At 61.4% G+C, this 12,900-nt stretch carries 14 protein-coding genes; 6 read left to right on the forward strand and 8 right to left on the reverse strand.

Annotated features, from left to right (window positions below):
- Window positions 1-112: 112 nt before the first annotated feature.
- Both PSRA_RS06105 and PSRA_RS06110 read right to left on the reverse strand, forming a co-directional pair.
- A complete protein-coding gene (locus PSRA_RS06105; protein WP_094661046.1) occupies window positions 113-655 on the reverse strand; it encodes a peptidylprolyl isomerase in 543 nt (180 codons plus the stop codon).
- Between the two features lie 178 nt (window positions 656-833).
- A complete protein-coding gene (locus PSRA_RS06110; RefSeq protein ID WP_094661047.1) occupies window positions 834-1,631 on the reverse strand; it encodes a carbon-nitrogen hydrolase family protein in 798 nt (265 codons plus the stop codon).
- 227 nt (window positions 1,632-1,858) lie between these two features.
- On the opposite strand from PSRA_RS06110, the gene orn reads away from it, so the two are divergent.
- Window positions 1,859-2,569 carry an oligoribonuclease gene (gene orn / locus PSRA_RS06115; protein ID WP_094661025.1) on the forward strand — a complete coding sequence of 237 codons (711 nt, stop codon included), beginning with the start codon at window positions 1,859-1,861 and terminating at the stop codon, window positions 2,567-2,569.
- 432 nt (window positions 2,570-3,001) lie between these two features.
- Here orn and PSRA_RS09500 read toward each other — a convergent pair whose 3' ends face one another.
- From PSRA_RS09500 to PSRA_RS09375, 6 genes are all read right to left on the reverse strand, one after another.
- On the reverse strand, window positions 3,002-3,358 hold the full coding sequence (locus PSRA_RS09500; RefSeq protein ID WP_211280498.1) for a helix-turn-helix domain-containing protein: 357 nt from the start codon (window positions 3,356-3,358) through the stop codon (window positions 3,002-3,004).
- Window positions 3,359-3,571: 213 nt separating this feature from the next.
- Entirely contained in the window at window positions 3,572-3,946 is a 375-nt protein-coding gene (locus PSRA_RS06125) for a hypothetical protein (protein WP_094661026.1), read from the reverse strand.
- Between the two features lie 14 nt (window positions 3,947-3,960).
- Window positions 3,961-4,329 (reverse strand): hypothetical protein, encoded by a 369-nt coding sequence (locus PSRA_RS06130; RefSeq protein ID WP_094661027.1) that lies wholly within the window; start codon window positions 4,327-4,329, stop codon window positions 3,961-3,963.
- Window positions 4,330-4,344: 15 nt separating this feature from the next.
- Entirely contained in the window at window positions 4,345-4,893 is a 549-nt protein-coding gene (locus PSRA_RS06135; protein ID WP_094661028.1) for a hypothetical protein, read from the reverse strand.
- 236 nt (window positions 4,894-5,129) lie between these two features.
- Window positions 5,130-5,501 carry a hypothetical protein gene (locus PSRA_RS06140; protein WP_094661029.1) on the reverse strand — a complete coding sequence of 124 codons (372 nt, stop codon included), beginning with the start codon at window positions 5,499-5,501 and terminating at the stop codon, window positions 5,130-5,132.
- A gap of 47 nt (window positions 5,502-5,548) precedes the next feature.
- Window positions 5,549-6,049 (reverse strand): hypothetical protein, encoded by a 501-nt coding sequence (locus PSRA_RS09375; protein ID WP_094661030.1) that lies wholly within the window; start codon window positions 6,047-6,049, stop codon window positions 5,549-5,551.
- Between the two features lie 422 nt (window positions 6,050-6,471).
- Between PSRA_RS09375 and PSRA_RS06150 the strand changes: the two genes are divergently transcribed.
- The 5 genes from PSRA_RS06150 to PSRA_RS09195 all read left to right on the forward strand — a co-directional run bounded on the left by PSRA_RS06150 (window position 6,472) and on the right by PSRA_RS09195 (window position 12,792).
- Window positions 6,472-7,932: a PIF1 family DEAD/DEAH box helicase gene (locus tag PSRA_RS06150; RefSeq protein WP_094661031.1), complete on the forward strand. Its 1,461-nt coding sequence runs from the start codon at window positions 6,472-6,474 to the stop codon at window positions 7,930-7,932.
- Window positions 7,933-8,050: 118 nt separating this feature from the next.
- Window positions 8,051-8,674 carry a rhomboid family intramembrane serine protease gene (locus PSRA_RS06155; protein ID WP_158216339.1) on the forward strand — a complete coding sequence of 208 codons (624 nt, stop codon included), beginning with the start codon at window positions 8,051-8,053 and terminating at the stop codon, window positions 8,672-8,674.
- A 115-nt stretch (window positions 8,675-8,789) separates the two neighbouring features.
- Window positions 8,790-10,607 (forward strand): proline--tRNA ligase, encoded by a 1,818-nt coding sequence (locus PSRA_RS06160; protein WP_094661032.1) that lies wholly within the window; start codon window positions 8,790-8,792, stop codon window positions 10,605-10,607.
- 1,140 nt (window positions 10,608-11,747) lie between these two features.
- Window positions 11,748-12,395, forward strand: a complete 648-nt coding sequence (locus tag PSRA_RS06165; RefSeq protein WP_158216340.1) for a single-stranded DNA-binding protein — start codon at window positions 11,748-11,750, stop codon at window positions 12,393-12,395.
- A gap of 205 nt (window positions 12,396-12,600) precedes the next feature.
- Complete coding sequence (locus PSRA_RS09195) at window positions 12,601-12,792, forward strand: hypothetical protein (protein ID WP_143516362.1); 192 nt, start codon at window positions 12,601-12,603, stop codon at window positions 12,790-12,792.
- Window positions 12,793-12,900: the final 108 nt, after the last annotated feature.

Consider the following 12,900-nt stretch of genomic DNA (forward strand, 5'->3'; position numbering starts at 1 on the left):
ATACATGCGCCTTCTGCATCTGGCCGTAGCAGAGCCGGCCTTGCGCCAGCTGAACCCGCGTCAGCTGAACCTGCGCCGACGAACCCGCTAGTCAGCAAAAGCCAACCACAGGCTACTCCTCGTCGAGAACCTCGACGGATTCGATGATGACGGGCTCGAGCGGCATGTCGCGCGCGTCCGTGGCAACGCCTTCGATGGCATCGACGACCTTCTTGCTGTCGTCATCCGCCACTTCGCCGAACACGGTATGGTGGCCGTCGAGCCACGGGGTGGGGACGGTGGTGATGAAGAACTGGCTGCCGTTGGTGCCGTGCATGCGGCCGTCGGGGCCGGGATGGATGCCGGCGTTCGCCATCGCGAGGATGTACGGACGGTCGAACTTCACATCGTTGATCTCATCGTCGAACACGTAGCCGGGGCCGCCCGTGCCGTTGCCGGCCGGATCGCCGCCCTGGATCATGAAGTCCTTGATGATGCGGTGGAAGGTGGTGCCGTCAAACAGCGGATCGGTGCGGGTCTCGCCGGTGTCGGGGTCACGCCATTCCTGGGTGCCTTCGGCCAGCGCGATGAAGTTCTGGACGGTGAACGGTGCCTTGTCGTCGAAGAGGTCGACGGTGATGTCGCCTTCGGACGTGTGAATGATTGCTTGTGTCATGGTCTTATCGTACCTGTTGCGCGTGTGGATTCGGCGGTTATCCATCGTTTTTCCGCTGAGCGGGGAAACGATGGAGATTCCGTGCATGTCGTGTGGATTGGTGGATTGGGAAGGGCCGGTGTCGGCGGCGTGCCGGCACAATGCGTGTGCTATCGCCGCGCCGCCCGCGCGCGGTGCATCACGCATACACGTCTGGCCGCCGCAGCTGCGTATAGGGCCTACCCGCGCGCACCGCCGGCACCGCGCCGAGGTCCACGTCCGCCAGGAGCAGCTCGTCGTAGGCGCCGGCCTGCGCAATCGTCTCGCCATTGGGCCCGCACACCAGGGAACGCCCGGAGAACTCCATATTCCCCTCCACGCCGCACCTGTTGCACATCGCCACGGCCACGCTGTTCTGGAAGGCCTGCACCTTGATCTCCCAGTCGAACATCTCGGCCGGCTCGGCCGTCGTGTTCGCGGTCGGCACAAGCACCAGATCCGCCCCGCGCAGCGCCTGCGTGCGAATCGACTCGGGGTAGTGCCTGTCGAAGCACACCACGATCGCGATGCGGCCCATCGGGGTGTCGAAGACCTGGAACCCGCGGTCGCCCGGCGCGTAGTAGTCCTGCTCGTAGAACTTCTCGGCCTGCGCGATGTGGATCATCTCCTGCGTTCCCACAAGCCGCCCGCGGTCGTCGATGAGCAGGCTTGTGTCGAAGCGCTTCCCGTCGCGTTCGATGTACAGGTTCGGCGACGCCCAGACGCCCAGCCGCGCGCATTCGTTCTGGAGGGCGCGCGCCTCGGGGCCGTCGAGGCGCATGGCGTAGCGGGAGGCGTCGCGCCCGGGGTACTGCGGGAAGAACGGGGAGAGCTGCACCTCGGGGAACACGATGAGCTCGGCGCCGGATTGCGCCGCCGTGCGCATCGCCTCGAGCGCGTGCGCGAGGTTGGCGTCGACGGAATCGGACATATGGGTCTGGACGAGTGCGATCTTCATGCGGTCATTGTGCGACGATGGCATGGACGATGGCACATGATGCGCCGTGGGCGATGGCGGCGCGGCGCGGGAGCGCGGCTTGCGCAACGATGCGCCGCGCGGTAGTCTGAAACGTTCCGTGGCGCGCCGGACCGCGCCATGACGCCGACGAAGCGGTGCCGACGATGCGGCGCAGGCGATGCGGCGCAGGCGAACGCAGATGAACGCAGACGAAAGGACGGCCATCCATGGCGCACGACGACAATCAGGTTTTCAGCCCCGAAGAATCCCGCATGATCTGGATCGATTGCGAGATGACGGGACTCGACATCTTCCACGACGAACTGTGCGAGGTGTCCGTCGTCCCCACCGACTTCAACCTCAAGGTGCTTGACAAGGGCTTCGACATCGTGATCAAGCCGTCCGACGCCGCCGTCGCGCATATGAACGATTTCGTGCGCCATATGCACACCGTCTCCGGGCTTATCGACGAGTGGAACGCCACCGGCGTCTCCCTCGAGGAGGCCACGCGCCAGGTGGTCGAGTACGTCAGGCCGTTCCTGCCCGCCGAAGGCCACGGCAAGGCACATCTGGCCGGCAACTCCATCCACTCCGACAAGAAGTTCCTCGACCGCTACATGCCCGACCTCACCAGCCTGCTGCACTATCGTGTGATCGATGTCAGCACCATGAAGGAGCTCGCGCGCCGCTGGTACCCGCAGGTCAGCCTCAACAAGCCCGCCAAGCACGGCGGCCACCGCGCGCTTGCGGACATCGTGGAGTCCATCGACGAGCTGCGCTATTACCGCGAGATGTGCTTCGTGCCCGCGCCCGGCCCCGATGCCGAGGCCGCCCGCGCCGGCGCCGCGCGCATCGAGGCGACCAGCCTGCTGCGCGTGTATGAGTCCGAGGGCAATCCGATTGAGGATGCCTCCACGCCCGAAAAGGCCGAGTACTGATTCAGGCTGGTTGCGGGTCGGACCAGCCTGATGGGATTCGGGCTGTTCCGGCTCGCCTGACCCAGACTGTTCTGTCGGCCGTGGTGAGAAGTCTGTCGGCCATGGTGAGAAGGCGGTGCCCGGGCGCAATCCCCCGATTCCGGCCAGTGCGACCCTACGCCGGGAGTGAGTTCCGGACCCCTGTTATCTTGTTGAGTTTGCTCTTTTCAACTTCGGCTGCTCTGGGGGAAACCTGATAACGCTCAGCGATCGTTTGTCCGACAGTACCTCTCACTGGCAGTGTGGCGACCAGTGAGGCCGACTATTGGCGGGGGCATCGGCAATTCGCCAACGTCGGATGTTGTCGCGACTTGTCGGTGGAACGACGAAACCATTCTCGAAGTTGTCGACACGGTCGTTCTTGACGAATGCCTCGAAAGCAGAAAGGGCCATTCACTCTCCTTTCCTCAGAATATCTAGGATTCGTCGTTTGTCCTCCTCGCTGACTTTCCTATAGCTTCTAGCGAATGTCAATGCAAATTCCTTGTCGTCGGCGTCGACATCGTCAACGGGTATGCGTACCTCTCCCCATTCGTCCGACAGGGCGGCCCCGATGTCATCCTTTTCCTCGTCAGTCAGAGCGTAGGCGTTTTCGATGCGCTCCATGAATCCATTGGGTGCCTTTCGTGTGCCGTTTTCGATTGATGACAGCATGGATGACGACATGTCAAGTTTGCCTGCCATGTCCTTAAGCAATTCGTCTCTGTCGATGCGCATCTTGCGCAAAGCCTTCCCCAGTGGAGTTGCCATGTCTTTCCTTCTTTGTTGTTCGGCGCTTTTCTGGAGAATGATTAGCGATGCTATGCGAATCCTCCTGTTTTCGTTGGCGTCGCTGTGCATTCTCATTATTCTGTCTTTTTTGTTGATTTGCGGCGGAATGGGTTTCACGTGAAGTGAATTCCGTATACAAATTATAGACAACAACTCACACGATGAGTATCTGCTTTTCCGAATGGCGCTCCTTCATTCTTTGATGGGCGTCTCGGGAGAGACCGTGAGGTCTGGTGCTACTACTCCCATGAATTCACGGTAGATCGGAAGGTTCTGGTCGATTGTGTCGAATCTGGGATAGATTCGTCTGTCGGAACTGTAGAAACACAGGAGTGTTCGCCCGTGGTCTTTGATGTATGGCGCGTTTCGCATCGTGAAGGTCGCCATATCGTGAGGTTCTCCATGCATGAACCAATTCGATTCCAACGCGGGGAAGCTGTTGTCGTTGAAGGTGCAGCCCAACGACGCGAGGCGCTTGGTAAAGAGATCAACGTATTCGGGAATGCTGCAGGCGTCGTGTTTCATTTTGTCCCAGTACGCGCCCGGCAGAAAATACGTTGATTTCATGTGTCGTCACATCCTCAACAGCACTCGATGCCGATGCCGGTGTTGTATTCGATGGCCTTGAGCGCGTAGTCCTTGAGTTCCTTGTACATGGGCAGGAATCGTTTGTCGTTAGGATGCCTGATCTGCTCGTCGAGCCAGGGGATGAGCTTCTTGCACTGCTCCGCGTTGAGGAAGTCGTACTCATACATTTCCAGAAGTGCGTTGCATAGCTTGTCGACTGGAAGGAAGAAGCATTTTTCGTACGCTTCCCAGTCTTCGTCCATGTCGCAGTCCTCGCTGGTGTAGAGTACGGTGACGTTGTCCGTGTCAACTGGGTCGTCGGCCGGAATGTTCACATACCACTTCTTGACCTTGCTCAGATCATGGTAAAGCGAAAGAATCATCATTTGCTCCTGACGTCAATTCTTGTTGCTGTGCTTTGTGTCCGATGCTCGTTGTTTGCTGCCGTTTGTCGGCGGGTTGTTGTCAACTCCGTTCGTTTTCGGCTTTATTCTTTTTCTTCTCCGGTTTTCCAGTGTTTTGAGTATTCCCCTTCTAGTGTCATTGCCGTTGCGTTTCTTGATCTTGTAATGCGTGTTTGTCTTGTCCCCGAATGAATTGTCCTCAATGTGAACAGCCTTGTGTTTGATTTTCGACTTTTTCGTGTGGGGAATTTTCAGGTAGACCCTAAGAGATCCGTTGAGCATGTCGCAGACGACCTGATAGCCGTGGTTGTGGTCTTTGGGGTTGTCTTCGTAGACCCACTTATATCCGCTTTTATGGCCTTGCGCGTCTTTCGGGGCGTAGCGTTTGCGCACTTCCTCGATGTCGACTTTTGGCCAGGCGTCGTTGTATCGGCTTTCGCGGTTTTGGGCTCTTTCGATTCGTTCCTTGTCCTGCTCGGTCTCGTCTGCGTGTTCGTAGAAAGTGACTGCGTTCTTGTGGAAGATGTCCTTGGTGTCGGTCATCGTAGGCTCCTTTCATGGAATCAAGGTATCTTTCTACTCGGTGATGATAACACACAGAATGAGAAGACGCGCTGTAATGAAAGAAAGGATTTCACAGATAGTGAAATGCATGGGAAGGTCTCACTCAATTTCTGTTGTTGTGTTCGGCAACGCAGTTTGACGAGCGACGTCATGGAGACGAACTACGGCGTGGGGTGGATCTTTCCGTCCGTTCGAGGCGGGGAAGCGGTTGATTTTCAACAGCACTCGATGCCGATGCCGGTGTTGTATTCGATGGCCTTGAGCGCGTAGTCCTTGAGTTCCTTGTACATGGGCAGGAATCGTTTGTCGTTAGGATGCCTGATCTGCTCGTCGAGCCAGGGGATGAGTTTCTTGCATTGTTCGGCGTTGAGGAAGTCGTAGTCGAAATTGTCGAGGTCCGAGCCGCAGACGTCGTTGATAGGGCCGAAGACGTTGTCGTAGTACGCCGGATACGTTTCGTCGTCCATGTAACAGTCCTCGGAGGTACCCAGCACGGAGACGTTGTCCGTTTCGACCGGTCCATCATCCGGCAGTGGCCCGTACCAATGCTTGACCTTGGACAAATCGTGATACAGCATGAGAATCATGGGTTGGCTCCTTAGGCGTGTTTGTTGTATTTCAGCATAGGGCTGCCTTATTGGTTGTCGTTGTCTGATGTCTTGCCATGCTTTTTCTTGTTTTTCTTGTTTTTTCTCCTTTTCAACGTCCGCTGGATTCCTTTGGCTGTGTCGTTGCCGTTGCGTTTCTTGATTCTGTAGTGTGTATCCTTGTCCTCTCCGATTGTGTTGTCTTCAATATGAATGGCCTTACGTTTGATTTTTGACTTCTTGGTGTGGGGAATTTTCAGGAATACTCTGAGGGAGCCGGTTATCATATCGCAAGACACCACGTAACCGTGTTTATGATCTTCAGGATTGTCTTCGAAATTCCATTTGTATCCTTGCTTGTGGCCGTGCGGGTCTTTCGGGGCGTAGCGTTTGCGCACTTCCTCAATGTCCACAAGCGGCCATGTGCCCTTGAAGCGACGTTCGCGATCTTTCCTGATCTCAACTCGCCTTTTGTCTTGTTCGGTCTCGTCGGCGTGTTCCGCGAATTTGAGAGCGTTTTCATGGTACGTTTTCTTGCTGTCTGACAAAGTGACCTCCTTTGCATCGGCGGTTCTGTTATGAAAAATTCTGACGCTCGAAGTATAAACACGAAAAAGGAATCGTCAACACGTTTTACGGAATAGTTTCACAAATAGTGAAATTGTAGAGGAACCCCTGTCTCTGCCTGTGACGGAGAGCTCGGGTTCTTTTCTTGTATTTTGCGCATTCGCGCGGAAAGTTGCCGAACCATGGTGCATCGCCGGGGACTCTGAAGGTAGCGCGTTTTAAGAGTGTGGTATAGAGCAGAGAAGCTGTGGCAAACGAACGCCGGTTGTGCGGTGTATATACGATTTTGCCCCAGAAATCGGCCTTCGTTTGTCACGAGTACTCTGGGTGAGGCCGGACCAGTCGAACCGGCCTGCGAGCCGGATGAGCCCGCCAGCCCGCGAATCCAGGAGAAAGGGAGCCCATGAAGCAATCGGACGCGCTGAAGATCCTCGACGCCGGCGCATCGGTGTTCCTGACCGGCGCCCCGGGCGCAGGCAAGACCTATGTGCTCAACCAGTTCATCTCGTCCGCCCGCGCGGCCGGGAAAATCGTGTCGATAACCGCCACCACGGGCATCGCCTCCACGCATATCAACGGCCAGACCATCCACTCGTGGAGCGGCATGGGAGTGGCGCAGGCGCCGACCGAGGCGCTTCTTCGCCGCGCCCGCACCTACCGCGGCAAGGCCATCCGCCGCGCCGACGTGCTCGTCATCGACGAGATCTCCATGATGCCCGCCTGGCAGTTCGACATGGTCGACCGCATCTGCCGCGCCATCCGCCACGACGCCGGCCACCCCTTCGGCGGCCTCCAGGTCGTCATCTCCGGCGACCTCTTCCAGCTGCCGCCCGTCGTCCGCACCAACCGCGGCAACTCGGACGACGGCCTGCGCATGGACCCAGACGTGGCGCAATACCGCCAGTCCTACGCCGACGCCGGGCACGACCCCGACGGCTTCATCACCGAATCCTTCGTGTGGCGCGACTTCGACCCGGTGGTGTGCTACCTCACCGAGCAGCACAGGCAGGACCACGGCGAGCTGCTGAGCGTCCTGACCCATATCCGCGAGGGCGCCGTGACGCCCGCCGACCGCGCGGTGCTCGACGGCCGCGTCGGCGCCGTGCCCGTGGACATGCCGATCGTGCGCCTGTACCCGACCAACCGCCAGGCCGACCAGCTCAACGACATGCGCCTGTACCAGCTGCCCGGGATGTCGCATGATTTCATCGCCACGTCCACGGGCTCGCCCACGCTTGTCAAGCAGCTCAAGCGCTCGATGCTCGCCCCGGAAAGGCTGTCGCTGAAAAAGGGCGCCGTGGTCATGGCGCTGCGCAACGATTCCGAGCACCGGTACGTGAACGGGTCCATCGGCGTGGTGACGGATTTCGAGAAGCGGCTGTCATCCGGCGCGCCCTCGGCCGCGTCCGAGGCGGCGGGCGGCGCGCCCATCGTGAGCTTCGACAACGGCAATGTGGTGACGATGCACCCGGCCGATTGGCAGATCACGGACAACGACGCGGTGCTGGCGGAGGTCTCGCAGATCCCGCTGCGTTGCGCGTGGGGCATTACGATTCACAAGTCGCAGGGCATGACGCTGGACGCCGCGGTGATGGACCTGCGCCGCACGTTCGCGCCCGGCATGGGGTATGTGGCGCTGTCACGCGTGGAGTCGCTCGACGGGCTGTACCTCGAAGGGGTCGGCCCGCGTGCGTTCGAGGTAAGCGAGGGCGCCATGCGCATCGACAGGGAGCTCGTGGCGCGCTCCGAGAAGGCGTGCGAAACGCTTGGGCACGTCGGCGCGATTGCGCTGACGAAGGTGGATGGCGCGTCGTCGGCGGATGATGGCGAGGACGACGAATTCGCGCAGGGCGTTCTGTTCTGAGGCGGGTGGCGGCGCGCGGGCGGGCGTTGCATGGTGTGCGCGCGACGGTAACCCTGCGCATGGCGGCGGCATTCCTGCGCGCGGCGGCGGTATCGTAGAGACGTCGAAAGGAGCCCGCATGTATTACTCCGATCCGGCCGAGCTCGTCTCCGCCGCGCCGGTCACCTTCGCGCTGATCGCAATCAACATCATCGTCTTCCTTCTTGAAACCGTGGCGGGCGGCAGCACCGATATCCGCGTGGCACGGCGCTTCGGCGCCATGACGGTGCGTGACATCCGCCGCGGCCAGTGGTGGCGCCTGATGACGTCGATGTTCGTGCATTTCGGCTTCGTGCACCTGGCGTGCAACATGATGTCGCTTCTGTACCTCGGCGTGGTGATCGAGATGGCGTTCGGCACGCGGATCATGACGGGGTCACTGTTCCTCATCGTGACGTATCTTGTGTCGGGGTTGCTCGGAAACCTGCTGACGTGGGCGGTTCAGGAGTCCAGCGGGCAATACGATGTCGTCTCCGCCGGCGCCTCCGGTGCGATCTGCGGGCTGCTCGGCGTGTACGTGGCGATGCTGTTCGTGCCGTCCCTGCGTGCGTATCTCAATGTGGGCGCCATCGTGACGAATGTGTTCCTGTGCATCGCGCCGGGGCTGGGCAACCGCGGCATCAACCTGTCGGCGCATGTGGGCGGCCTCATCGGCGGCTTCCTCATCGGAACCGGGTACTTCTGGCTGCTGTTCTCCGCATGAGGGAGGATGCCCGGGCGCGGTGTCTGATGAGCGGCGGAAGCATCGTGGACTCTCGCCGCCGCGCGGCGCCGGGACCATCGTGCTTTGTCACGCAACGCGAATAGTCTGAGGAACCATGAGCTCACATGTTATGCGTATGTCCACCCTGTTCCTGCGCACGCTGCGCGACGATCCCGCCGATGCCGACGTCGACTCCGCCAAGCTGCTGACGCGCGCCGGATATATTCGCAAGGTCGCCCCGGGCCTGTACGCCTGGCTCCCGCTCGGCCTCAAGGTCCTCAACAAGATCGAGGCCATCGTGCGCGAGGAAATCGACGCGATCGGCGGCCAGGAAGTCCACTTCACCGCCATGCAGCCGCGCGAGCCGTACGAGCGCACGCACCGCTGGGAGGAATACGGCGAGAACATCTTCCGCTTCAAGGACCGCCACGACCAGGACTACCTGCTTGCCCCGACCCATGAGGAGATGTTCACCCTCATGGCCAAGGACATGTACTCCTCTTACAAGGACCTTCCCGTCACGCTCTACCAGATCCAGAGCAAGTACCGCGACGAATTCCGCCCGCGCGCCGGCCTGATCCGCGGCCGCGAGTTCGTGATGAAGGACGCCTACTCCTTCACGATCGACAAGGAAGGACTCATCAAGTGCTATGACGAGGAGCGCGCGGCCTACCGTCGCATCTACGACCGCCTGGGCGTGAAGTACGTCATCGTGCATGCCGTGTCCGGCCCGATGGGCGGCTTCGAATCCGAGGAGTTCCTTGCGCCGCTGCCCATTGGCGAGGACACCTTCGCCATGTCGCCGTCCGGCAAGGCTTGGAACGTCGAGGCGCTGACCACGCCGGTGCCCGAGCCCGTCGACTTCACCGACACCCCGGCCATGGAGGCGCTGGCGACGCCGGATTCCAAGACCATCGAGACGCTGGTCGCGCAGGCCAATGCGCTGCATCCGCGCTCCGACGGGCGTGAGTGGACCGCCGCCGACACGCTGAAGAACCTGATCATCGCGGTCAAGCACCCGGAGGACGAGGACCATGACAAGCCGTGGCGCGAAATCGTGGCCATCGGCGTTCCCGGCGACCGCACCGTCGACATGAAGCGTCTCGAGGCCAGCTTCGCCCCGGCCGAGATCGAGGAGGCCACCGAGGACGACCTCAAGGCGCATCCCGAGCTTGTCAAGGGCTACATCGGCCCGATGGTGCTCGGCCCGCAGGCCAAGGCCGCCGGCATCAAGTGCCCGATCCGTTACCTCATCGACCCGCATGTGACGCGCGGCGCCGAGTGGATCACGGGCGCCGACAAGGAGGGCACGCATCTGTTCCACGCCGTGTGGGGCCGCGACTTCGAGGCCGACGGCACCGTGGAGGCCGTGCAGGTGCGCGACGGCGACATGAGCCCCGACGGCTCCGGTCCGCTCAGCTTCGAGCGCGGCGTGGAGATCGGCCAGGTGTTCCAGCTTGGCCTGAAGTACTCCGAGGCGCTTGATTTCAAGGTTCTCAACCAGCAGGGCAAGGCCGTGCCGGTGTGGATGGGCTCCTATGGCATCGGTGTTTCGCGCGTGATGGCGTGCATCGCCGAGTTCCACCATGACGACAAGGGCCTGGCGTGGCCTGTGTCCGTGGCTCCGGCGCAGGTGCACGTGGTGGCGACGGGCAAGGACCCCAAGGCGTTCGAGGCCGCCGACGCGCTGGTGTCCGAGCTGGCCGACGCCGGCGTGGAGGTCCTCTACGATGACCGCGCCGGCAAGGTGAGCCCCGGCGTGAAGTTCAAGGACGCCGAGCTCATCGGTGCGCCGATCATCGCCGTCGTGGGCCGCGACACCGTGAACAACGGCACGATCGAGATTCGCGACCGCAACGGCGAGAATGACGAGGCCGTTGCTGTGGCCGACGCCGCCGCCCGCATCCGCGAGCGCATCGCCGCGCTTCAGTAGCGCGCGCGGGGCGGAGGCGGGTGCGCGGGTGTCGGTGCTGCGCGCGGCGCGGGTGGCGCGGCGCGGGTGCCCGGGCGCGGTGCGCGCACCGAGGGTGCACGGGATTGCACCCTCGGTGCTGGTTACCTCTCCAGATGCGGCTGATTCTCTGCCTAACCGGGGTCGAGGGTGCACGATTGTGCGCCTTCGGTGGCGGTTGCCCTTTCAAACCCGGCTGAATCCTTGCCTAACCGGGGTTGAGGGTGCACGATTATGCGCCCTCGGTGGGGGATAGGCCATCTGGCGGGGTCATCGGCCGGGGTAATCGTGGTCGAGGGTGCACGATTGTGCTCCTTCGGCGCGGAATAGGTTCCTCAAACCCGGCCTGCCCCTCTCTAACCGCGGTCGAGGGTGCACGATTATGCGCCCTCGGTGGGGGTGGGCTGTCTGGCGGTGTGGTTGGCGGGGGTAATCGTGGTCGAGGGTGCACAGGATTGCACCCTCGGTGCTGGTTACCTCTCCAGATGCGGCCGATTCTCTGCCTAATCCGGGTCGAGGGTGCACGGGATTGCACCTTCGGTGGCCACTGTCCCTTCAAACCCGGCCGATCTTTTGCCTAACCGGGGTTGAGGGTGCACGATTGTGCGCCCTCGGTGGGGGATAGGCCGTCTGGTGGGGTGGTTGGCCGGGGTAATCGTGGTTGGGGGTGCAGGATTTTGCGCCCTCGGCGACGGGCAGCCCATGGCGCATGGCGGGGGCGCTTGGCAGAGACCGCCGAGATCGTGCGCACCGCCGATGGCATGCTGCGCGCCGCCGAGATCGTGCACGCCACCGATGCCGTGCACCGCTGAGAAATCGTCGAGATACGCCAGAATGGGACAATTTGGCGTTCGCTATGCGGACATTGTGGATAAATCCGTCCACATCGTAAGCTTTCGCCGACGTTTTTCCACATTGTCCGAAACCGGCCGCGTCAGCGTGTCGCATGCGTCATAGTGGACGCACCTTCCGCACGACGACGAGAGCATCGCATCCCCTGCGAACAGTCGACGCCGCGCGCACGGAGCGCGGGGCGCATCCGCGGAAGGCGACGCAACCGGCCGACGGCGAGCGCAAGCTTCGCCGCCGAGTCGGTGGAAAGAAAGAATGAAAGGAAGAACAATGGCACAGCAATCCATGGTCACGGTGACCGGTTATGTAGGCGGCGAGCCCCGGCTGATCGGGGACGTCGGCAAGGTCCCCTGCTGCGTGTTCCGCGTGGCCAGCACTCGCCGGTATTTCAGCCAGCGCGAAGGCAGATGGGAGGACCTCCCCACCACCTGGATGTCGGTGCGGGCGTATCGTCAGCTCGCACTGAATGTCAAGGAATCCATCTCCCGCGGCGACCCCGTCATCATCAACGGGCAGCTGGTATCCGACAGCTGGAAGGCGCAGGACGGCAGCATGAGGACGGCGTTGTCCATCGAAGCGGCGTCCATTGGGCACGACCTGAGCCGCGGTGTCAGCTCGTTCGAGCGCAAGTCGCGCAATTCCAAGCCGTCCCAGGTGGCGCAGGACGAGGAGGACGCCGCCCGCGCGGCGGTGTCGTCCATGGAAGCCCGCGCATCTGGTGGGGGAGCTCCTCCCGCCGGGTCGGGTCAGACGTTCGGCGTCACGCGGCCGTTCGGCTCGGGCGATGGTGCGTCGGGCGAAGACGATGCGCGGGGCGTAGACGCTGAGGCCGCGGGCGAGGGCGAGGCGGCGGATGCCGCGGAGGACGCGGAGGAATCCGAGCCCGGCGGCGCTGGGTTCCGCCCCGGTGTTTTCTGATCCATGATGCACCCGCTGTGCCGGGGGACGATGTCTCGTTTCCCGGCACAGCCCCTTGCTTTTCGAGACTCATACGACGGTGGGGAGAAAAGAGGAGCGGGGAAGAAAGAAGAAAAAGGACGAGGGAAGAAGGAGGGAAAAAGGGGAAAGAAAAGAACAGGACGAGGGGTGAGAAAGGGAGGAGAAAAAGAAGGGGCAGAGAGACATGGATGGAAAGAGCGGGAATGGGGAAAGGAGAGGGAAGAGGGAGGAGGCGGAGGGGTGGAGTCAAAGGGAGATGGGGAGGAGGGAGAAAGATTTGAACGGGACAAGAGGGAATAGGGGAAAAGGAGAGGGAAGAAGGAGGAGGCGGAGGGGTGGAGTCAAAGGGAGATGGGGAGGAGGGAGAAAGATCTGAACGGGAAAAGAAGGAATAGGGGAAAGGAGGGGGAAGAGGGAAGACGAGAGACGGGGAGAAGGAGACGGAGGAGAGAGGGCGGAAAAAGAATAGAGAATAGATGCGCTC

Origin of the sequence: Pseudoscardovia radai (assembly GCF_002259605.1) — a bacterium.
Taxonomy (GTDB): Bacteria; Actinomycetota; Actinomycetes; order Actinomycetales; family Bifidobacteriaceae; genus Pseudoscardovia; species Pseudoscardovia radai.